The organism is Stutzerimonas stutzeri (genome assembly GCF_000952685.1).
GTDB classification, from domain to species: Bacteria; Pseudomonadota; Gammaproteobacteria; order Pseudomonadales; family Pseudomonadaceae; genus Stutzerimonas; species Stutzerimonas stutzeri_E.
Map to the genome: position 1 here is coordinate 447,243 of NZ_JYHV01000037.1, position 20,356 is coordinate 467,598.

18 protein-coding genes are annotated in these 20,356 nt (G+C 61.4%); 4 read left to right on the forward strand and 14 right to left on the reverse strand.

The window, feature by feature from the left end; genetic code table 11:
- Positions 1–49: 49 nt before the first annotated feature.
- The 4 genes from UF78_RS20630 to UF78_RS20645 all read right to left on the reverse strand — a co-directional run bounded on the left by UF78_RS20630 (position 50) and on the right by UF78_RS20645 (position 2,866).
- A complete protein-coding gene (locus UF78_RS20630; protein ID WP_045164078.1) occupies positions 50–1,279 on the reverse strand; it encodes a nucleoside recognition domain-containing protein in 1,230 nt (409 codons plus the stop codon).
- Between the two features lie 472 nt (positions 1,280–1,751).
- The gene (locus tag UF78_RS22760; protein ID WP_003282841.1) at positions 1,752–1,922 is read right to left on the reverse strand and encodes a DUF1328 domain-containing protein; all 171 of its coding nucleotides are present in this window, start codon (positions 1,920–1,922) and stop codon (positions 1,752–1,754) included.
- Positions 1,923–1,994: 72 nt separating this feature from the next.
- Entirely contained in the window at positions 1,995–2,231 is a 237-nt protein-coding gene (locus UF78_RS20640; RefSeq protein ID WP_045164079.1) for a hypothetical protein, read from the reverse strand.
- A 200-nt stretch (positions 2,232–2,431) separates the two neighbouring features.
- Entirely contained in the window at positions 2,432–2,866 is a 435-nt protein-coding gene (locus UF78_RS20645) for a ferritin-like domain-containing protein (RefSeq protein WP_045164080.1), read from the reverse strand.
- A 291-nt stretch (positions 2,867–3,157) separates the two neighbouring features.
- Between UF78_RS20645 and algB the strand changes: the two genes are divergently transcribed.
- From algB to UF78_RS20660, 3 genes are read left to right on the forward strand one after another with little or no spacing between them, the layout of a single operon-like run.
- Positions 3,158–4,504 carry a sigma-54-dependent response regulator transcription factor AlgB gene (gene algB / locus UF78_RS20650; protein ID WP_045164081.1) on the forward strand — a complete coding sequence of 449 codons (1,347 nt, stop codon included), beginning with the start codon at positions 3,158–3,160 and terminating at the stop codon, positions 4,502–4,504.
- A complete protein-coding gene (locus UF78_RS20655; protein WP_045164082.1) occupies positions 4,501–6,288 on the forward strand; it encodes a KinB sensor domain-containing domain in 1,788 nt (595 codons plus the stop codon). Before algB ends, UF78_RS20655 begins: the two co-directional genes overlap by 4 nt.
- A 35-nt stretch (positions 6,289–6,323) precedes the next feature.
- On the forward strand, positions 6,324–6,731 hold the full coding sequence (locus tag UF78_RS20660; RefSeq protein WP_045164083.1) for a DUF1330 domain-containing protein: 408 nt from the start codon (positions 6,324–6,326) through the stop codon (positions 6,729–6,731).
- A 2-nt stretch (positions 6,732–6,733) separates the two neighbouring features.
- Here the strand turns inward: UF78_RS20660 and UF78_RS20665 are convergent, their stop codons facing one another.
- The 5 genes from UF78_RS20665 to UF78_RS20685 form a co-directional block, all read right to left on the reverse strand.
- Positions 6,734–7,513, reverse strand: a complete 780-nt coding sequence (locus UF78_RS20665; RefSeq protein WP_045164084.1) for an N-acetylmuramoyl-L-alanine amidase — start codon at positions 7,511–7,513, stop codon at positions 6,734–6,736.
- A 142-nt stretch (positions 7,514–7,655) separates the two neighbouring features.
- Entirely contained in the window at positions 7,656–9,509 is a 1,854-nt protein-coding gene (locus tag UF78_RS20670) for a GGDEF domain-containing protein (RefSeq protein ID WP_045164085.1), read from the reverse strand.
- Positions 9,506–10,375, reverse strand: a complete 870-nt coding sequence (locus tag UF78_RS20675) for an endonuclease/exonuclease/phosphatase family protein (protein ID WP_045164086.1) — start codon at positions 10,373–10,375, stop codon at positions 9,506–9,508. The genes UF78_RS20670 and UF78_RS20675 overlap by 4 nt, the downstream gene beginning before the upstream one ends.
- Before the next feature lie 5 nt (positions 10,376–10,380).
- A complete protein-coding gene (locus tag UF78_RS20680; protein ID WP_045164087.1) occupies positions 10,381–11,010 on the reverse strand; it encodes a thiol:disulfide interchange protein DsbA/DsbL in 630 nt (209 codons plus the stop codon).
- Between the two features lie 182 nt (positions 11,011–11,192).
- On the reverse strand, positions 11,193–11,825 hold the full coding sequence (locus UF78_RS20685; protein WP_045164088.1) for a c-type cytochrome: 633 nt from the start codon (positions 11,823–11,825) through the stop codon (positions 11,193–11,195).
- A 262-nt stretch (positions 11,826–12,087) separates the two neighbouring features.
- Between UF78_RS20685 and yihA the strand changes: the two genes are divergently transcribed.
- Positions 12,088–12,729, forward strand: coding sequence for a ribosome biogenesis GTP-binding protein YihA/YsxC (yihA, locus tag UF78_RS20690; RefSeq protein WP_045164089.1), 642 nt, complete (start codon positions 12,088–12,090; stop codon positions 12,727–12,729).
- Positions 12,730–12,826: 97 nt separating this feature from the next.
- Here the strand turns inward: yihA and gcvP are convergent, their stop codons facing one another.
- The 5 genes from gcvP to UF78_RS20715 all read right to left on the reverse strand — a co-directional run bounded on the left by gcvP (position 12,827) and on the right by UF78_RS20715 (position 20,287).
- Positions 12,827–15,703 (reverse strand): aminomethyl-transferring glycine dehydrogenase, encoded by a 2,877-nt coding sequence (gcvP, locus tag UF78_RS20695; protein WP_045164090.1) that lies wholly within the window; start codon positions 15,701–15,703, stop codon positions 12,827–12,829.
- A gap of 105 nt (positions 15,704–15,808) precedes the next feature.
- Entirely contained in the window at positions 15,809–16,198 is a 390-nt protein-coding gene (gene gcvH / locus UF78_RS20700) for a glycine cleavage system protein GcvH (RefSeq protein ID WP_045164091.1), read from the reverse strand.
- An 81-nt stretch (positions 16,199–16,279) separates the two neighbouring features.
- Positions 16,280–17,362, reverse strand: coding sequence for a glycine cleavage system aminomethyltransferase GcvT (gene gcvT / locus UF78_RS20705; protein WP_045164092.1), 1,083 nt, complete (start codon positions 17,360–17,362; stop codon positions 16,280–16,282).
- A 142-nt stretch (positions 17,363–17,504) separates the two neighbouring features.
- Positions 17,505–19,121 (reverse strand): ABC transporter permease, encoded by a 1,617-nt coding sequence (locus UF78_RS20710; protein ID WP_045164093.1) that lies wholly within the window; start codon positions 19,119–19,121, stop codon positions 17,505–17,507.
- A gap of 164 nt (positions 19,122–19,285) precedes the next feature.
- Positions 19,286–20,287, reverse strand: a complete 1,002-nt coding sequence (locus UF78_RS20715) for an extracellular solute-binding protein (protein WP_045164095.1) — start codon at positions 20,285–20,287, stop codon at positions 19,286–19,288.
- Positions 20,288–20,356 lie beyond the last annotated feature (69 nt).

The window sequence follows — 20,356 nt, forward strand, 5'->3', positions numbered from 1 at the left end:
TTTTATCCCGCGCGGACACTGCTTATCCCGCGCGGACACTGCTCTCCGCTCAGCCGAAGAACCAATAGCAAACCAGAATAGCGGCCAGGATCCCGGCCGCATCCGCCGCCAGCGCGCACCCGACCGCATGCCGGGCACGCTGGATGCCCACCGCCCCGAAGTACACCGCCAATACATAAAAAGTGGTCTCGGTGCTGCCTTGCACCGTCGCCGCTACCAGCGCCGGAAAACTATCGACACCTTGGCTTTGCATGGTCTCGATCAGCATCGCCCGCGCGGCGCTGCCGGAAAACGGCTTGACCAGCGCCGTCGGCAGCGCATCGACGAAGCGGGTATCCCAACCCAGCGCTTCGACCAACCAGCGAATGCCGTCCAGCCCGAAGTCCAACGCACCGGATGCTCGCAGCACACCGATCGCGCAGAGCATGGCGATCAGGTAGGGCAGCAGGCTCTTGGCCACATCGAAGCCTTCCTGGGCACCTTCGACGAAGCTCTCATAGACCGGCACCTTGCGCAGCGCGCCGACAATCAGGAATACAGTGATCAAACCGAACAGGGTCAGGTTGCCAAGCAGCGACGACAGCGATGACAGCGCAGTGGCCGAGAGCCCTGCGAGCAGCGCCATGAAGCCCCCGAGCAGGAGCGCACCGGGGATGAAATAAGCCAGCACCACCGGATCCCAGATACGCAACCGCTGCACCAACGCCACCGCCAGCAACCCCGCCAGGGAGGACGCGGTGGTCGCCAACAGGATCGGCAGAAATACCAGGGTCGGGTCTTCGGCGCCCTGCTGCACGCGATACATGAAGATGGAAACCGGCAGCAGCGTCAGCGACGAGGTGTTGAGCACCAGAAACAGAATTTGTGCGTTGCTCGCGACGGCCTTGCTGGGATTAAGCTCCTGTAACGCGCGCATGGCTCGCAGGCCGATCGGCGTGGCGGCATTGTCCAGGCCCAGACCATTGGCGGCGAAGTTCAGCGTAATCAACCCCAGCGCCGGGTGGCCGGCCGGCACTTCGGGCATCAGGCGGCTAAACAGCGGGCCCAGCAGGCGAGCAAGCAACTCGATCAGACCGGCCTTTTCAGCGATGCGCAGGAAGCCAAGCCAGAGCGTGAGGGTGCCGAACAGTACGATCATGATTTCCACAGCCAACTTGGCCATGGCGAACAAACTCTCGACCAGCGCGGCAAACACCGCCGGGTCGCCACCCAGCAACCATCGCCCAAGCGCAGCAATCGCGGCGACCAGAAAAAAGCCCAGCCAAAGGCCGTTGAGCATGTGATTCTCCAACGAGTGACTGCGCGCGATGATAGCGGTGCAGTTGGAGAACGGCCATGAATAGGAAAGGATTCATCGGCGATGGCCAAGCAGGATCGCAACGCCCACAGGGTAGCGTTGCGCGCCAGCCCGATCCGGCCAGGCGGCAAGAGAAGCCTACGAAATCTTTGAAAGAAAGCGCATAGCGCGCCCAAGGACATCGCAAGCCGAAGGTGGTCGCCCACCTTCGGTTGCCTTTCGCTGAGCCTGGTCCGTTAAGGAGGTACCCCCTGTACCCCTAGGTCGCTCCATCAAGCAGAGCGTCCCGACCCCTTGGCCCCCCGCTACACGGGCTGACGGATGTTTGCGAATGAAACACCCTGTCGGTTCTTACCCGGCTTCGCCTCGGTGCGGCAAAGCCTCAGAATATTGGCATCCCGCCTGTGCTGCCTCCGTCAGTGTTGCAGCCGCCCTTGCGGGCGGCGTCATTGCATCAGACACGTGGGCCGCGACCTCGACCGAAAATCAGCGAAGCGACAAACAGCACCAGGAACACCACGAACAGGATCTTGGCAATGCCCGTTGCAGTACCAGCGATACCACCGAAGCCCAAAACCGCAGCGATGATGGCGATGATCAGGAATGTAATAGCCCAACTCAGCATGGTGTTACTCCTCTTCGGTTCAGGACATCTTCAGCGGGACCGATATCAAACAATCAGCTCGCGGCTCTACCACTAGAAAACCCAGCGTTGCTCCGACCGCACCTGCACATAATCAATCGTCTTCGGGGCAGGGCCTGTTTGCACGATCCCTACTGGTTGAGCGTCATACATACGGATTCGTTCCGCTGATTCATGCTGTGTCTGGCTGAGCGGTTGTGACATGGGCCGCTCGGCGCCAACGATCAACGTAACCACAGCAGCGGTAAGGAAACCTTTGCCTACCAGTGAGAAGCGTGCTTGACGATTCATCCTCAACTCCTTCTAAGCATGCGGTGCATGTCTGTTCTTAGGGGTTATGTTGCAGGCGCCATGCCAGTCGATATAAATAATATTTTTCTTATTTTTCAATTAGTTACCATTCATGAATGTCGGTGCGTCAATTTATATTGCACGATGCCGCCAACCAATACCGGGCGATTTGCACGACGGCCTAATCCCAACCACATTGGCTACTTGGCGGCGCCATGATTGAGTGAATGAATGCGTTCGTGGCAGGCGCGGATTTTCGGCAGCTCAATGGCCAATAGCGCGCGCACGTCGGGATGAGCCGTCTTCAATGCATCTTCAAACGCCGCGAGGATGCGTTCCTCGGTCTGATCCAGTTGGTCGATGTACACCGCGTCGGCATGGCCGAGCCGGGCCTTGGTGTCGGCGTACATCTCGCGAAGCTTGCCGGCCATGGTGCCCCCCTGAGCCGGCTGCTCCTGGTTGGCCGCGACCTTCACCGATAGCGCCTGAATGATATGAGTCTTGGCCTGAGCCATATCCCGAAACAGATGCTGCAGCTCGACGTCTTTCACTACCTCAAGCGCATGCTGGTAAAAATGCTGCCCGTCTCGGGTAATTTCGATCAGTTCGTTGAGCTGGTTCATATTCTCGTTCATGAGGGTCCTCCGGGTTCCGGTGCGATGCGCGCCTATGGCGCTCTCACGGACAGCCGCAAGCCCCGTGCCAGCGCAAAGAGACACGTTGTGTCTTTATAATCAGCGGCTTGGCGCACCGTTGCGCTTTGCATTTACGTGCATGCTGCAGGAAATGCGCCTCGCCACCGTGCAACTTGCAAGACTTTTCGTAGACTAAACCAGGCGCCACTGAATACTCGGCCTCATCCGAGCGCCAAAGCACTCAACTTTTTTCACCGATTTGCCAGCAAACACAGCCCGACTGGAGCATTCATGGACCAAACGACCGACACCGGTGGCCGCATTCTCCTGGTAGATGACGAGGCCGCAATTCTGCGCACCTTCCGCTATTGCCTGGAGGACCGCGGTTATACGGTGGTCACGGCCGCCAGCGCCTCACAAGCCGAGGCGATCCTGCAGCGTCAGGTGTTCGATCTTTGCTTCCTTGACCTGCGCCTCGGCGAAGACAACGGCCTGGATGTCCTGCAGCAGATGCGCGTCCTCGCACCCTGGATGCGCGTGGTGATCGTCACCGCGCACTCGGCCGTGGATACCGCCGTGGATGCCATGCAGGCAGGCGCGGCGGACTATCTGGTCAAGCCGTGCAGTCCGGAGCAGCTACGCCTGTCGGCAGCCAAGCAGTTGGAGGTCCGGCAGATGGCGGCTCGCCTGGAGGCACTCGAAGGCGAGGTGCAAAAGCGCAGCGACGCGCTCGGCTCGCACAGTCCGGCGATGATGGGTGTGCTGGAGACCGCCCGGCAGGTGGCCGATACCGATGCCAATATTCTGATTCTCGGCGAGTCCGGCACAGGCAAAGGCGAGCTGGCGCGGGCGATTCACAACTGGAGCCGTCGTGCGAAGAAGGCCTTCATCACCATCAACTGCCCGTCGCTGTCTGCGGATCTGATGGAAAGCGAGCTTTTCGGGCACAATCGCGGCGCCTTCACCGGCGCCACCGAAAGCACGCTGGGACGAGTCAATCAGGCGGACGGCGGCACCCTGTTTCTCGATGAAATCGGCGACTTTCCCTTGGCCCTACAGCCAAAACTGCTCCGTTTCATTCAGGACAAAGAATACGAGCGCGTCGGTGACCCGGTCACACGGCGCGCAGATGTACGCATTCTCGCTGCGACCAACCTGAACCTCGAGGAAATGGTCCGTGAAGGTCGTTTTCGCGAAGATCTGCTCTACCGCCTGAATGTCATCACGCTAAATCTGCCGCCCATGCGCGAGCGGCCGGAGGACGTATTGGCGCTCGCCGAACGGTTCCTCGCGTACTTCGTCAAAAGTTACGGCCGTCCGGCGCGTGGCTTCAGCGAGAGCGCCATCGCGGCGCTGAAAGCCTACCGCTGGCCTGGCAACGTGCGGGAGCTGCGCAACGTCGTCGAGCGCGCCAGCATCATCTGTCCGCAGGCGATGATCGACGTCAGTCACCTCGGACTGGCCGATCAGACCGTCAGCAACGCACCGCGCATCGGTGAACCACTCAGCCTGGAAGAGTTGGAGAAGGCACATATTTCGGGGGTACTGAGCACCAGCGACACCCTTGAGCAGGCCGCCCGGATTCTCGGCATCGACGCCTCGACGCTCTATCGAAAACGCAAGCAATACGGCCTATGAAACTTCAGATGAAGCTGAGGACCCGCCTGTTCCTGGGATTCTCGGCACTGATGACGGTGGCACTGCTTGGACTGTTGCTTGCTCTGGTCAGTGTGGTGCAGATGGCCCAGAGCCAGGAAAAGCTCATCCGAGAGAATTTCGGGGTCATCGAAATCAACCAGCAATTGCGCCAAGCGTTGAGTAATCATCTTCTGCTTCTAGTGCGCGAAAAACGCGACAACGCTGCCCTCGCGGAATCGCGCAGCGTATTCCAGGCGGCGCTTTCACAGGGACTGTCCCAGGCAGCGCGGCCAGCCGACCGTGAGGCGTATCAGGCGATCGGCGATGCATACGCCCGCTTCATCGATGAGCTGCAAACCCCGGCGAACCTAAATTGGTCACTGCTGGAAGACAACGCCCTCAGCCAAGCCTTCAATCACGTGCGTGAGTTGATGGTCGATATGCAGCAGAGCGCCTACGACCAGATCCGCGACACCGAGATTCGTAGCCGTGAACGGGCACAGTTGCTCGCCGGACTGCTCGGCCTGACCGGCATCGCTGTGCTGTTGATCGGCTTCATCACCGCGCATAGCTTCGCAAGGCGCTTCGGTGATCCCATCGAACAGTTGTCCAGCGTGGCCGACCAGATCGGTCGCGGCGATTTCAACATCAACCTGCCCACCTCTCCCATCGCCGAACTGTCTTCGCTGATCCGACGCTTCGGCTTGATGGCGCAGGCCTTGCACGACTTCAAACAGACCAACGTCGAGGCGCTGGTCGACGGCCAGCAACGCTTGCAGGCGTTACTGGACAGCATCGACGACGGCCTACTGATCATCGATCGCCAGGGCCGGCTGGAGCATGCCAACCCCGTCGCGCAAAGGCAGCTCGCCTGGGAAAGCGAACACCTGGGTTCGACCCTCGGCCAGGCGCTCGGCTATCCGGAGCTAGACGAGGCAGCCCAGCAGGTCCTGGACGACAAGCCACTGTCAGGCCCACCGGAAGATCTGGTGATCGAAGCCGATGGCGAACACAGGCTGCTGTCGTGGCGTATGAGCCCGGTGAACCATCACGACGGACGTATCAGCGGTGCGGTCATGGTGCTGCACGATGTCACCGACCAGCGCACCTTCGAGCGCGTGCGCAACGAATTCGTCCTGCGTGCTTCCCACGAATTGCGCACGCCGGTGACCGGCATGCAGATGGCATTCAGCCTGCTGCGTGAGCGCACTCATTACCCTGACAATAGCCGCGAGGCCGACCTGTTCAGCACCGTGCACGAGGAGATGCAGCGTCTGGTCACGCTGATCAACGACCTGCTGAATTTCTCGCGCTATCAGAGCGGCCAGCAGAAGCTCGAACGGGTGCCTTGCGAACCGGCCGAACTTCTCGAGCAAGCGCGGCAGCGCTTTCAGCCTGCGGCGGCGCAGAACGGTATTGAAATCAAACTGGAACTGCAGTCGCCGCTGCCCAGCCTGTTGCTGGACCGACAACAGATGGAGCGGATGCTCGACAACCTTATGAGCAACGCGCTGCGTCATACACCAGACAGCGGTGAGATCCGGCTGCTGGCCCGACATCACGGCGAACGGGTGATACTCAGCGTCGAGGACAACGGCGAGGGCATTCCCTACAGTCAACAGGCGCGAATCTTCGAGCCGTTCGTGCAGATCGGTCGCCGCCGAGGGGGAGCCGGACTGGGCTTGGCCTTATGCAAGGAGATTGCGCAGCTGCATGGTGGTCGTATCGGCGTGCATTCGCGAATCGGGCACGGCACCATCTTCTATATCGCCCTGCCGATCTGAGCCAGCGGGGTCGGAAGAACAATAAAGGAGCCCCCATGCCCAGCCTCAATCCCAGCGCCGAACAACTGAAACGCTTCGCCGAACAGATGCCGGCTGGCGAGCCGATCCTGATGCTCAATCTGCTGCGCTTCAATCAGCAAGCGGCTTATCCGGCCGACAGTGACCAAGCGCCATGCAGCGGCAAGGAGGCTTATGCCCGCTATAGCCGCACGGCGTTGCAAAAAGTCCGTGCAGCGGGAGGCGACGTCCAGGTGGCGGCCAAAGCTCAGGTTGCGCTGATTGCACCGGAGCAAGAACACTGGGATGAAATGTTGCTGGTGCGATACCCCTCGCCGGATGCCTTCCTGGCGATGCTGAGCGATGAGCAATACCAAGCGGCAACTCTCCATCGCACCGCGGCACTGGCCGACTCGCGATTGATCGCGTGCTCCCCTCGCGCCTGACGTCAGGGCTGCACCGCGAGCGCTGCGAGCAGCGCCGCGGTTTCCGCGTCCGGCTCGCCATCGAAGCGCGTCGGACGGTATTTCATCTGAAACGCCGCAATCACATTACGGGTTTCCAGATCCAGATGGCCGTGTTCCGGCACCTTGTAGCCCTGCCTGGCGAGCTGCACCTGGAACCAGGCGACGTCCGGTAGCTGCTGCGCGAACAAGGAGCGTTGACGCTCGACGGTCGCGGCGTCCGGCCAAGCTATCAGCCCTGCGTCGGCCAGGCGCTTCCAAGGAAACAGCGGACCGGGATCGACCTTGCGCTGCGGCGCGATGTCGCTGTGACCGATGACGGCGCCAGGCTTGAGCCCGTGGCGCTGCATGATGTCCTTGAGTAGCACGATCAGCGCATCGATCTGCTGCTCGGAATAGGGGTACCAGAGCCGCCGCCCCTGTGCGTCTTCGATATAGCCTCGATTGACCAACTCGATACCGATAGAGCTGGAATTGAGCCAGGTCCGACCGTTCCACTGGCTCTCCCCGGCATGCCAGGCACGGCGATTCTCGTCCACCAGCCGATAGATCGTCGCAGGCGCCTCACCGATCAGGTAATGGCTGCTGACATCATTTCCCTTGAGAATCTCGAGCGAGCGCGACAGGTCACTGGACGTGTAGTGCAAGACGATAAACTGAGCCCGGCTGTCTTGGCCCAGAGACGTATAGCGGGTATCGATACGTGGCCCACTGGCGCAGCCCGCGAGCAGCACGGCTAACGCGGCGAGGATCAAGGCTTTCATTCGGTACCCCTGGTCGACAACGATATGACGCAGATTTCAGCTTGGGTCGAGCGGTCAGCCGCCCGCAGGACAGCGCCGAGAAGTGACGCAGAACAAGACGGAGGATTATACCGAGGTGACCTGGATGCTCCAGTGCGACCGGTCAGTCCGCTTCGATACGGTTGCGGCCGGCATCTTTAGCCCGGTAAAGCGCTCGGTCGGCGCGCTCGAATACTTGTCCGGCGCTGTCGGTCGCGGCGAAACGAGAAATCCCGCCCGATAGCGTCACCTGGATACGCGCGCCCTTGAAGTGGAACGGACAATCCTGAATGCCCGAGCGCAGGCTATCGAGCAACTGTTGCCCCGCTTCGAGCGGCGTCTCTGGAAGCAACAAGGCGAACTCTTCGCCGCCGAAGCGGGCGATGAAGTCAGTCTTGCGCAGCCGTTTGCGCAACTCGTTGGCAATGATCTTCAGTACCCGATCGCCGGCTAGGTGGCCAAAACTGTCGTTGATACGCTTGAAATGGTCCACATCGAGCACCGCCAGCAGCAGTTGGCCGCCATAGCGCTGCTGGCGCGCCACCTCCAGTTCCAGACGCTCGTCCCAGCCGGCGCGATTCGGCAGCTCGGTCAGCGGGTCCCGCAAGGCTTTCTGTCGTTGCTCTTCGAGATGCTCGCGCATCCCGGCCGCAGATTGCTCCAGACTCGCGACACGTCCGATCAGAGTGCCGAGTCGCTCACTCAACTGCTGCTCGTGCTCACTGCGCTGGCGCTGGTAAATGTCGACTGTCTCCAACAGTCCATCCAGGCGGGTCTGAACCGCCTGCTTCAGAGTCGGCAGATCCTTGGCTTCGAGCATGCTGCTCTGCAGCCCGCCCACCTGCTGGCGCAGCTCTTCATCCAGGGCGAGGGCCGTTTCCTTGCTCTGCACGTGTCCTTCTCGCGCCGCGCTGAGGCTCTCCTGCATCGTAGCCAGGCGTTCGTTCAGCAGTTTCAGGTAGCTCTCGAATTCACGCTGCCCCTGGTCGGCCACGGCGAGCATCAGCTGGGCCAGGTCATCCAGCACCGGCACCAGCTCATACCAGTTCAGACCCTGTTCTATCCGCTCACGCAGGCCCTGCGCCTGAGGCTGCTGGTGCTCGGGTAGCTGCAGATCATCGAGCAGGCCGACCAGGGTCGACTCGACACGTTCGGCAATGGCGCTATAGGCCTGCTCCGGCGAGGGAGGCAAAAGATACGGATCGCTCTCCTGCACCGCCGGGGGTGCTGCTGATCCTGCCGGGATAGCTTCCACTTCGGAATCCCGTGGCGCGATATCAACGGCCTCGCGAGGCACTTCAGCCTCCGTCATGGCGGAAACTTCGTCCACCACCTGCCGCGCCTGCTCAGCCGTTACATGCAGCTCCCTAGCGTCCAGTTCCGAACGCGAGCCATTGGTTTCCGCCACGGATGGTAACGATTCACCGGCAACATCCGACGCCGCCTCGGCGGTGCGTTCTCGCTGGCCAAACAAGCGACTCAGCAGGCCCGCCGAAGGTGGCGCACCCGTCGTCTGCGCAGCCAGTACCTGACGCTGGAGTTCACCAAACTCGCTCAACAGGCCGGGCAGTTCGCGCGATTGGGCGGCGCGATCACCGATCTGGCGCGAGAACTTTTTCAATGGGCCACGGATTTCACTGGGCAGCGGCAATTCAAGCAGCTGCGCGGCCAGCCGATCGAACGCCTCGGTCAGCCGCTTGAGTCGTTCCTGCTTGCTGCGCTCCGTATCCAGTACCGCTCGTTCGAGCCGCGGGACCAGGGCACCCAACCGATCATCCTGTACATCGTCACGCAGCACCTCACGCAGTTCGCGCATGCATTGCTCGACGGCTGGGTCGGCACCATCTACGGCAAAACTGCTGCGTACCAGGCTACGACGCAGCAGATCGAGTCGCGTATTCCAACGCTTTTCTAGCTGCTCCTGCTGCTCCAGCGAGTGCAGGTATTTTTCCTTCCAGCGCAGTGCTTCATCGCTCATTCCGATGCACTCGCCGCGACCGGCAACATATCGCCACGCAACGCATCGGGCAGACGAATCTCCACGGCGACCGGCAAATGATCGGAGCTGGCCTGCGCCAATACATCGACACGCTCGAGCGTCAGGCTCGGGCTCAGCAATATGTGATCGAGACAGCGCTGCGGACGCCAGCTGGGGAAGGTTGCCTGGATCTGCGGCGCTTGCAGGCCGAGGTCACGTAGTGGTGAATGCTCGAGCAAGTCGCTGGCATGAGTATTCATGTCGCCCATCAGGACCTGATGACGGTAGCCACCGATCAACTCGCGAATGTAAGCCAGTTGGCGCGTTCTGACGCCGCCACCCAGGGCCAGGTGCATGACCACTACGACCAACGCATCCTCACCTTCACCGAAGCGCAGCAGGATGGCGCCGCGTCCAGACGGGCCGGGTAGTGGATGATCCTCCAGCCCCTGCGGCTCCAGCCGGCTGAGCACACCGTTGCTGTGTTGGGCAAAACGGCCGAGATTGCGATTCAGCTGTTGATACCAGTAAGGAAAAGCCCCGAGTTGCGCGAGCTGTTCGACCTGATTGACATAGCCGGAACGCATGCTGCCACCGTCGGCCTCCTGCAGCGCCACCAGGTCGTAATTACCAAGCAGGTCGCCAATGCGCTGGAGGTTTCCGGCCCGCCCCGGGTGCGGCAACAGGTGCTGCCAGCTTCGGGTCAGATAGTGGTGGTAGCGCTCGGTACTGATACCGACCTGGATGTTGAAGCTGAGCAGGCGCAACCGACCGTCACATGGAAGCCCGCTGGAGTCCAGACAGAGCGGATTGACATTCGCCTGGCGAGACCCGGCCAGACGCGGTGAACTCCAACGGCGCAACATGGGGCTTACCGGGCTGCGCGTTCTTTATCGATCAGAAAGTCGGCCACTTCCAGCGCACGTTGCGGACCACCCGCGGAGCCGATGTCAAAACGGTACTTACCGTTGACGATCATCACCGGCACTCCAGTGATTTGGTAGGCCATGGCCAGCTTCTTCGCCTGCTCGGCACGGCTCTTCACACCGAACGAGTTGTAGGCCTTCAGAAACGCCTCAGAATCTACCCCCTGCCCCGCCAGGAACTCGGCCATTTTCTCAGGCGTTTCCAGCTTGTTGCCGTCGCGGTGATAGGCGTTGAAAACTGCGTCATGAACCTTCTGCTCGACACCCATCGACTCGAGGGCCAGGAACATCTGGCCATGCACGTTCCAAACGCCGCCGAACATGGCCGGAATACGCTTGAAGTCCACATCATCGGGCAGCTGCGCAACCCACGGATTGATCGTCGGCTCGAATTGATAGCAATGCGGGCAGCCGTACCAGAACAGCTCGACCACCTCGATCTTGCCTGGCTCGGCCACGGGCACTGGCGTCTTGAGTTCGACATACTCCTTGCCCGCCTGGAAATCCGCCGCGTGAGCGGCCAAGCCGAACAAGCTGGCGGTGACAAGAACGGCACTGAGAACGAGTTTACGCATGATGACTCCTTGGCTTTGAGCGGCTGACCGACAGCGCCACAGGCTGCAGCAAATCATCTTTGCTCGCCAGCGCTTTTCGACGCTTTTCAATATCTTGACAATCATTGTAGCGATGCCAAAAACAAAAAAGGCGTTCAGGTTCGCGACCTGAACGCCCTCCTTATCGGCCGTAGCCGATGCTGTCAGTGCAGACCCTGAATGTAACTCGACAGGGCTTCAATATCCTTGTTGCTCAGCTTGGACGCGATGGTCCGCATGATCGCCGCATCGCCATCGTTGGTGCGGTTGCCTTCGCGGAAGTCGGTCAACTGCTTGGCGGTGTAAGCCGCATGTTGGCCGCCCAGATGCGGGAAGCCCGCCAGGTTGTTACCCACGCCATCCGGCGAGTGGCAGCCGGTGCAGGCCGGCATGCCATCTTCAACCTTGCCACCACGGAAAAGCTTCTCGCCGCGGGCAACCAGCGCCGGATCCGCCATGCCGACGGTCACCTTCTGGCTGGCGAAGTAGGCGGCGATGTCCTGAAGATCCTGATCGCTGTACGGCTCTAGCATGCCGGTCATTTCCAGTACCTTGCGGCCAACACCAGGCTCGGCGGTAGGGCTGCTGCCGGCCTTGATGTCCTGCAGCTGCTTGAACAGATAGCGCTCGCCTTGGCCTGCCAGTTTAGGGAAGTTCGGTGCGGCGCTGTTGCCATCGGCACCGTGGCAGGCGCCACAAACTGCAACCTTCTCCTTACCGGCTTCGGCATTTCCAGCCGCTTGGGCGATACCGGTGATGCCAAGGGTCAACAGCAGACTCACGAGTACTTTGTTCATCAGCTCATCCAACTACGGCTAAAGGGGTTTAAAGAAATCTTATTCGGCAAGCCGACCGCTGGGGTCATGGCCCGCTCGTTAAAAGTGGCGCCTGATCCAGCACCCGAACGGCCTGCCGACGTGCCCTTCATGACAGCCGGAGGAACCGTGGTACAGGGCGGTTTTAAGACCAAAGCGCACACAAAATCTGCGGCATTATATACTGGCGCTCTTGAAACGGAAATGAACCATTGCCGCACCCCGCGCACTCACCGGAAAGCCCATGCTCCCCAAAAACCCGATTCTCGGCCTCTGCCAGCAAGCCACGTTCATGACCAGCGCCGCCAAGGTCGATCAATGCCCGGCTGACGAGGGCCTTGAAGTCGCTTTCGCCGGCCGGTCGAATGCGGGCAAGTCCAGCGCGCTGAACACGCTCACCCACGCCAGCCTCGCTCGTACTTCGAAGACGCCGGGTCGTACCCAGCTGCTCAACTTCTTCCGCCTCGATGATGATCACCGCCTGGTCGATCTTCCCGGCTATGGTTACGCCAAGGTGCCTATCCCGTTGAAGCAGCATTGGCAACGTCACCTCGAGGCGTATCTGAGCAGCCGCGAGAGCCTCGCCGGCGTATTCCTGATGATGGACATCCGCCACCCCCTGACCGAGTTCGACCGGATGATGCTCGACTGGTCGAGCGCCAGCGAGATGCCGCTGCATATCCTGCTGACCAAGTCGGACAAGCTCGCCTTCGGTGCGGCGAAAAACGCCCTGCTGGCGATCCAGCGAGACATTCGCAAGGGCTGGGGAGATGGGGTCAGCGTGCAATTATTCTCAGCGCCCAAGCGGCAGGGCGTGGAAGAAGCGCAGCTGAAACTGGCTGAACTGCTTGGAATGCTGGAAGAAGACGCAGAAGCACAAGGCTGACGCTGCAACAGCGCCGCAGAGCGGATCACGTTTAACGATCCACCCTGCGGAATTGCGGCGGATGCAAGAAAGCGGCATCCGCCTACACCGCGGCAGTTCAGTCCCGGTAATCCTCGACAGGCACACAGGCGCAGAATAGATTTCGATCGCCGAAGACGTTGTCGACCCGGTTTACCGCCGGCCAGTATTTGTGCGCCTGGGTGTGGGCGCTAGGGGTCACGCCCTCGGCGATGCTGTAGGGGCGATCCCACAGGTGGGTCACATCGGCCAGGGTGTGCGGCGCACGAACCAGTGGGTTGTCCTCGGCAGACCAGCCGCCGTCCTGAACCTTGGCAATCTCAGCGCGGATGCTCAGCATCGCCTCGACGAAGCGATCCAACTCCACCTTCGACTCGCTCTCGGTCGGTTCGATCATCAGCGTGCCCGGCACCGGGAACGACATGGTCGGCGCGTGGAAGCCGTAGTCGATCAGGCGTTTGGCGACGTCTTCCTCGGTGATACCGGTCTGCGCCTTCAACGGCCGCAGGTCGATGATGCATTCGTGCGCGACCCGGCCGTTGCGGCCACTGTAGAGCACAGGGAACGCCTCACCGAGGCGCATCGCCAGGTAGTTCGCGCTGAGAATCGCAACTTCGGTGGCATCGCGCAGCTGCGGCCCCATCATGGCGATGTACATCCAGCTGATCGGCAGGATGCTGGCGCTGCCCCAGGGCGCCGCACTGACCGCACCGTTCTGCGGATTCGGCCCTTGCAACTCGATCACCGGATGGTTGGACACGAACGGCTGCAGGTGCGCCTTGATGCCGATCGGGCCCATGCCAGGACCGCCGCCCCCGTGGGGTATGCAGAAGGTTTTGTGCAGGTTCATGTGCGAGACGTCCGCACCGATGTCGGCAGGTCGCGCCAGGCCGACCTGCGCATTGAGGTTGGCGCCGTCCATATAGACCTGGCCGCCCTGCGCATGGATCGCCTCGCAGATTTCGCGAATGCCTTCCTCGTAGACGCCGTGGGTCGATGGGTAGGTAATCATCAGGCAGGACAGCTTGTCGCCTGCTTCGGCGGCCTTGCGCTTGAGATCTTCAAGGTCGACGTTGCCCGCCTTGTCGCACTCGACGATCACAACGCGCATGCTGACCATCTGCGCCGACGCCGGGTTAGTGCCATGCGCCGAGGACGGGATCAGGCAGATATCCCGCTGCCCTTCGCCACGGCTCTCGTGATACTTGCGGATCGCGACCAGGCCCGCGTATTCACCCTGCGCGCCGGAGTTGGGCTGCATCGAGATCGCATCGAAGCCGGTGATCGCACAGAGCCAGGCCTCCAACTCGTCAATCATCAACTTGTAGCCATGCGCCTGCTCCTGCGGAGCGAAGGGATGCAGGTTGGCGAACTCCGGCCAGGTGATGGGGATCATCTCGCTGGTGGCGTTGAGCTTCATGGTGCATGAACCGAGCGGAATCATTGCCTGGTTCAATGCCAGGTCCTTGTTTTCCAGCTGCTTGAGATAGCGCAGCATCTCGGTTTCACTGTGGTGGGTGTTGAAAACCGGGTGAGTCAGATAAGCGCTGCTGCGCTGCAGTTCGGTCGGGATGCCACTGACGATTTCACCCGCGTCCAGCGTCGCGATGTCCAGTCCGTGATCGGCACCGAGAAACACCGCCAGCAGCTGCTCCACGGTCTGCTCGTTACAGGTTTCATCGAGGCTGACACCCAGCTTGCCGCGACCAAGGATACGCAGATTGATCCGCGCGGCCCGGGCGCTTTCGAGGACCGCGGTCTGAGCGCCGCCCACCTCGAGGGTCAGGGTGTCGAAGAAATGCTGGTTGAGGCGCTTGATGCCGTGCCGCTCCAGCGCGCCGGCCAGAATCGACGTCAATCGATGAGTGCGCTGGGCGATGCGCTTGAGCCCCTCGGGGCCGTGGTATACCGCGTAGCAGCTGGCGATGTTGGCCAACAGCACCTGGGCGGTGCAGATGTTGGAGTTGGCCTTCTCGCGACGAATGTGCTGCTCGCGCGTCTGCAGCGCCATGCGCAGCGCCGTGTTACCGCGGGCATCCTTGGACACACCGATGATGCGCCCAGGCATGGCACGTTTGAAGGCGTCACGCGTGGCGAAATAGGCCGCATGCGGGCCGCCGTAGCCCATCGGCACGCCGAAGCGCTGGGTCGAACCGAGCACCACATCCGCGCCGAGTTCGCCCGGTGGCGTCAGCAGCAGCAGGCTGAGCAGATCGGCTGCGACACAGGCCAGCGCCTGCTGGGCATGCAGCGCCTCGATCGCCGGGCGCAAGTCGCGGATCTCGCCGTGGGTGTCGGGGTATTGCAGCAGCGCGCCGAACACCTCCTGCGCCGCGATATCCTCGACGGCGCCGACCACCAGTTCGAAGCCGAAGGCCTCGGCACGGGTCTGCACCACCGAGAGCGTCTGCGGGTGACAGTTCTCATCGACGAAGAAGCGGTTGCTCTTGCTCTTGGCCATGCGCCGCGCCAGCGTCATCCCTTCCGCCGCCGCGGTCGCCTCATCGAGCAGCGAGGCGTTGGCCAGGTCCAGCCCGGTAAGATCGATGGTCAGCTGTTGGAAATTCAGCAGTGCCTCCAAACGGCCCTGAGCGATTTCCGGCTGATAGGGGGTATAGGCGGTATACCAACCCGGATTCTCCAGCACGTTACGCAGGATTACCGGCGGCGTGATGGTGCCGTGATAACCCATGCCGATCAGACTGGTCCAGAGCTGGTTCTGCTCGGCATAGCTGCGCAGCCGTGCCAGTGCGCCCTGCTCGTCCAACGCCGGTGGCAATGCCAGCTCCCCCTGAAGGCGGATCGCCGGCGGTACGGTCTGTTCGACCAACTGCTCACGGCTGGACAAGCCCAGCGCGTCGAGCATGGCTTGCTGTTCAGCCGCATCGGGACCGAGATGGCGACGCAAAAAGGCGTCAGGTTGCTGGAGCTGGGAAAGGCGCGGCACGTGGGACATCACTGCTCTCTCGAAAAAGGAAAGCCCCGACACACAGGCTTTTGTGAAACCGATGTGATCGATTCTCACACACCTGCATCGCGAGGCTTTTTGTTAGGGGACCGCTTAGGCTTCGGCGTCGCAGGAGGCCTTGTAACCCGCTGCGTCGAGCAGCTTGTCCAGTTCAGAAGCGTCGTTCGGCTGGAGCCGGAAGAACCAGCTGCCATAGGGCTCGCTGTTGACCATCTCCGGTGAGTCGGTGAGCTGCTCGTTGACCGCGACCACTTCTCCGGAAATCGGCGCGTAAATGTCCGAAGCGGCCTTTACCGACTCCACCACGCCTGCCTGCTGGCCGGCGGTGAGTTGCTGGCCGATCTCCGGCAGTTCCACATACACCACATCACCCAGGGCTTCCTGGGCGTGATCGGAGATGCCGACGGTTACACTGCCGTCCGCTTCGAGGCGAGCCCACTCGTGGCTGGCGGCGTAACGCAGATCGCTGGGGATGTCGCTCATTCGTATGTCCTCAAAAAAACTGTCGGTTTGCGGGCACGAAACAGGCTCGACCGCCCGCTGCTAGGAAGCAGTTGGCCGAATTTACACCAGTACTTTGCCGTGACGCACGAAAGTCGGCTGCACCACGCGCACGGGATACCACTTACCACGGATCTCCACTTCGGCGCGGTCACCGGCTGCGGCCGGCACACGCGCCAGCGCGATGGCTTTGCCAAGCGTAGGCGAAAAACTGCCGCTGGTAATTTCGCCTTCGCCAACACCATTGACCCGCACGGTCTGATGGGCACGCAGCACGCCGCGCTCTTCGAGCACCAGACCCACGAGTTTCGGCAGGTCGCTTTGTTCTTTCTGCACTTGCAGCGCCGCGCGACCGATGAAGTCACGTTCGGCCGGCTCCCAGGCCACGGTCCAGCCCATGTTGGCTTGCAGCGGCGAGACGTCTTCGGTCATGTCCTGGCCGTAGAGATTCAGGCCCGCCTCGAGGCGCAGCGTGTCACGCGCACCCAATCCGATTGGTGAAATACCGGCCCCGACCAGTTCACTGAGAAAATCGGGGGCCTGCTCGGCCGGCAGAATGATCTCCAGACCATCCTCGCCGGTATAGCCGGTGCGCCCGATGAACCAGTCCCCAGCGGCCCGGCCATGAAACGGCTTCAATTCCTGAATCAGCGCGGCCCGAGGCTGACTGACCAGCTCAGCCGTTTTGGCTCGCGCCTGCGGTCCCTGGATAGCCAGCATCGCCAGCTCGGGTCGCTCGGTCACTTCGACGGCAAAGCCTTCCGCCTGCGCCTGCATCCAGGCCAGATCCTTATCGCGAGTGCTGGCGTTGACGACCAGGCGGTAGCCCCAGTCGGTGAGATAAACGATAAGGTCATCGATCACGCCGCCGCGCTCATTGAGCATCGCTGTGTACAGCGCTTTACCTACCGGCCCGAGGCGGCTCACATCGTTGGCCAGCAGGCGCTGGAGATAGCTCATGGCGTCGGGGCCCGCGACGTCGACCACCGTCATGTGAGAGACGTCGAACACTCCACAATCACGTCGCACCTGGTGATGCTCCTCTACCTGGGAGCCGTAATGCAGCGGCATGTCCCAGCCGCCGAAGTCGACCATCTTGGCGCCAAGTGCGAGGTGTTGATCGTAGAGGGGAGTACGCTGACCCATGGGTTTCTCCTTCCGGGCAGGTCGCCGAAGCGGCGTGGGTGAAGCTCATTAGAGTCGAGCAGACAAGCCCGACGATTTTTGAATGGCGCGCATTGTAGCCCCAAGGATGTGACAGGTCACGGTGCGGCGATGGAGCGAATGCTCAACCCGCTCGTCGGGCCGAACGGCGTATCAACAGGATGACCGGCAGCAGGCCCACCAGCACCAGCGTCAGCGCAGGCAGCGCAGCACGCGCCCACTCGCCTTCGCTGGTCATTTCGAAGATTCTCACCGACAGCGTGTCCCACCCGAACGGGCGCATCAACAGCGTCGCCGGCATTTCCTTCAGCACGTCGACGAATACCAGCAGTGCAGCGCTCAACGTGCCGGGCAACAGCAACGGCAGATATACCCGGAAAAACAGCGCCGGCCCGCCCACACCAAGGCTGCGCGACGCTTGCGGTAGTGAGGGGCGGATTCGCGCCAGTGCGCTTTCCAGTGGGCCGAACGCGACGGCCATGAAACGGATCAGATAAGCCAACAGCAAGGCCGCAAGGCTACCGAGCAGGAACGGCTTGCCGGCGCCGCCTAGCCATGCGGACAGAGGAATGACCAGTTCACGATCGAGATAGCTGAACGCGAGCATGATCGAAACCGCCAGCACCGAACCCGGCAGCGCATAGCCCAGGTTTGCCAACCCAACAGCTGTCTTCACCGTGCGTACCGGTGCCTGGCGCCGGGCAAAGGCCAGCAGCAACGCCACCGCGACCGTGATAAAGGCCGCCAGGCCTCCCAGGTAGAGCGTATGCAGAATCAACCCGGTATATCGCTCATCGAGATCGAATCGCCCACGCTGCCAGAGCCACACCAGCAGCTGCAGCACCGGAACGACGAAGGCGCAGAGAAACACCAGGCCGCACCAACTGCTGGCGGCGAGCGCCTTGAATCCATGTAGTCGATAGAGCACAGCCGAGCGAGCCCGGTCATTGGCGGGTCTGGCCGCACCGCGCGCACGGCGTTCGCCGTAGAGCACCAGCATCACCGCCAGCAGCAACAGGCTGGCCAACTGAGTCGCGCTGGTGAGGCTGAAGAACCCGTACCAGGTCTTGTAGATGGCGGTGGTGAAAGTATCGAAGTTGAATACCGCGACAGCTCCGAAATCGGCCAGCGTTTCCATCAATGCCAAGGCCAGCCCGGCGCCGATTGCCGGCCGCGCCATCGGCAATGCCACGCTCCAGAACGCTCGCCAGGGCGACTGCCCGAGGACTCGCGCCGCCTCCATCAATCCCTTGCCCTGGGCGATGAATGCCGAGCGCGCCAAGAGATACACGTAGGGGTAGAAGACTAGGACCAAAACGATGATCACCCCGCCGGTGGAACGGACCCGAGGAAAGCGTACCCCGCTGCCGAACCACTCGCGTGCCAACGTCTGAACCGGGCCGGCGAAATCCAGCAGGCCGATGAAGACGAATGCCAGCACGTAGGCGGGAATCGCGAAGGGCAACATCAGCGCCCAGTCAAGCCAGCGCCGCCCCGGAAATTCGCACAACGAAGTCAGCCACGCCAGGCTGACCCCAAGCACCGTCACCCCTACGCCGACACCCAGGACCAGCGTCAGCGTGTTGCCAAGCAGTCGTGGCATCTGGGTTTGCCAGAGGTGCGACCAAATGCCCGTGTCGATGTCGCCCCAGCTGAACAGCAGGACGCTAAGCGGCAGCAATACCAGCGCGGCGACGGCGAGGGAGATAGGGTACCAACGGTGCTCGACAGGGTGGGACACTCAGGCCTCGGAAGCAAAAATGACAACGCCCCCGGAGCATGCCGGGGGCGTCGAGTATAACGACAGCGATAGCTGTAAGCAGTGTGACGCCGAGACCGAGAAGCCGAAGCCTTTCTTTGCCCGGCGCCGTGATATGAAACCTGCTTGCAGCTCGCCGCAGCCGATCAGTTCCAGCCGGCACGGTCCATCAGCATGATGGCTTCAGCCTGGCGCTTGCCGGCAACCTCGACCGGAATGGTGTCCGCCTTGAAATCGCCCCACGCGGCGACCTCCGCAGAAGGCTTCACATTCGGGTTGGCCGGGAACTCCATGTTGATGTCGGCGAAAATGTTTTGTGCCTCCGGCGAGGTCATCCACTCCACCAACTTCTGTGCCGCTTCGGGGTGCGGTGCGTACTTGGTCAGGCCGATGCCTGACAGGTTGACGTGTACGCCGCGATCACCCTGGTTTGGCCAGAACAACTTGGCTTTCAGCTCAGGATTCTGCGCATGCAGGCGGCCGAAGTAATAGGTATTGACGATACCCACGTCGCACTGACCGGCATCGACTGCTTGAATCAAGGCAGTGTCATCGGCAAATACGTCGGTTGCGAGATTATCCACCCAACCCTTGATGATCGCCTCGGTCTTCTCAGCGCCGTGGGTCTCGATCAGCGTGGCCGTCAGCGACTGGTTATAGACCTTCTTGCTGGTGCGCAGGCACAGACGGCCTTCCCAGTTCTTGTCCGCAAGCGCTTCGTAGGTGGTCAACTCGCCCTTCTCGACCCGCTCGGGCGAGTAGACGATGGTCCGAGCACGCAGCGACAGGCCAGTCCAGGCGTTGCTGGATGAGCGGTACTGGGCGGGAATATTGTCCTGGATCACCTGGGACTTCAGTGGCTGCAGGATGCCCATCTGCTCGGCCTGCCAAAGGTTGCCGCCATCCACCGTCAACAGTAGATCCGCCGGCGTGTTCTCGCCTTCGGCCTTGATGCGAGCCATCAGCGGCGCTTCCTTGTCGGTGATGAACTTGACGTTGACGCCGGTTTTGGCCGTGTAGGCATCGAAAACAGGCTTGATCAATTCATCGATCCGCGAGGAGTAAACCACCACTTCATCGGCAGCCTGTACAGCGCTCGACAGCGCAGTGAGCGCCAGAGCGGCGAGTAAACCTTTGCTTGCCTGCATGGATCAGCCTCATTTCATTGATGAACGAGGCTGAATAGTAGTGAATGTCATTTACTTTCTCAACGCAAC

Excerpts from the sequence above, each read along its gene's own strand:
- UF78_RS22760 (WP_003282841.1), bottom strand. The coding sequence starts at position 1,922 with ATGCTGAGTTGGGCTATTACATTCCTGATCATCGCCATCATCGCTGCG.
- UF78_RS20655 (WP_045164082.1), top strand. The coding sequence starts at position 4,501 with ATGAAACTTCAGATGAAGCTGAGGACCCGCCTGTTCCTGGGATTCTCG.
- UF78_RS20675 (WP_045164086.1), bottom strand. The coding sequence starts at position 10,375 with ATGTTGCGCCGTTGGAGTTCACCGCGTCTGGCCGGGTCTCGCCAGGCG.
- gcvT (WP_045164092.1), bottom strand. The coding sequence starts at position 17,362 with ATGGGTCAGCGTACTCCCCTCTACGATCAACACCTCGCACTTGGCGCC.
- UF78_RS20680 (WP_045164087.1), bottom strand. The coding sequence starts at position 11,010 with ATGCGTAAACTCGTTCTCAGTGCCGTTCTTGTCACCGCCAGCTTGTTC.
- UF78_RS20645 (WP_045164080.1), bottom strand. The coding sequence starts at position 2,866 with ATGAACGAGAATATGAACCAGCTCAACGAACTGATCGAAATTACCCGA.
- UF78_RS20660 (WP_045164083.1), top strand. The coding sequence starts at position 6,324 with ATGCCCAGCCTCAATCCCAGCGCCGAACAACTGAAACGCTTCGCCGAA.
- UF78_RS20670 (WP_045164085.1), bottom strand. The coding sequence starts at position 9,509 with ATGAGCGATGAAGCACTGCGCTGGAAGGAAAAATACCTGCACTCGCTG.
- UF78_RS20715 (WP_045164095.1), bottom strand. The coding sequence starts at position 20,287 with ATGCAGGCAAGCAAAGGTTTACTCGCCGCTCTGGCGCTCACTGCGCTG.
- gcvP (WP_045164090.1), bottom strand. The coding sequence starts at position 15,703 with ATGTCCCACGTGCCGCGCCTTTCCCAGCTCCAGCAACCTGACGCCTTT.
- UF78_RS20685 (WP_045164088.1), bottom strand. The coding sequence starts at position 11,825 with ATGAACAAAGTACTCGTGAGTCTGCTGTTGACCCTTGGCATCACCGGT.
- UF78_RS20630 (WP_045164078.1), bottom strand. The coding sequence starts at position 1,279 with ATGCTCAACGGCCTTTGGCTGGGCTTTTTTCTGGTCGCCGCGATTGCT.
- gcvH (WP_045164091.1), bottom strand. The coding sequence starts at position 16,198 with ATGAGCGACATCCCCAGCGATCTGCGTTACGCCGCCAGCCACGAGTGG.
- UF78_RS20665 (WP_045164084.1), bottom strand. The coding sequence starts at position 7,513 with ATGAAAGCCTTGATCCTCGCCGCGTTAGCCGTGCTGCTCGCGGGCTGC.
- yihA (WP_045164089.1), top strand. The coding sequence starts at position 12,088 with ATGCTCCCCAAAAACCCGATTCTCGGCCTCTGCCAGCAAGCCACGTTC.
- UF78_RS20640 (WP_045164079.1), bottom strand. The coding sequence starts at position 2,231 with ATGAATCGTCAAGCACGCTTCTCACTGGTAGGCAAAGGTTTCCTTACC.
- algB (WP_045164081.1), top strand. The coding sequence starts at position 3,158 with ATGGACCAAACGACCGACACCGGTGGCCGCATTCTCCTGGTAGATGAC.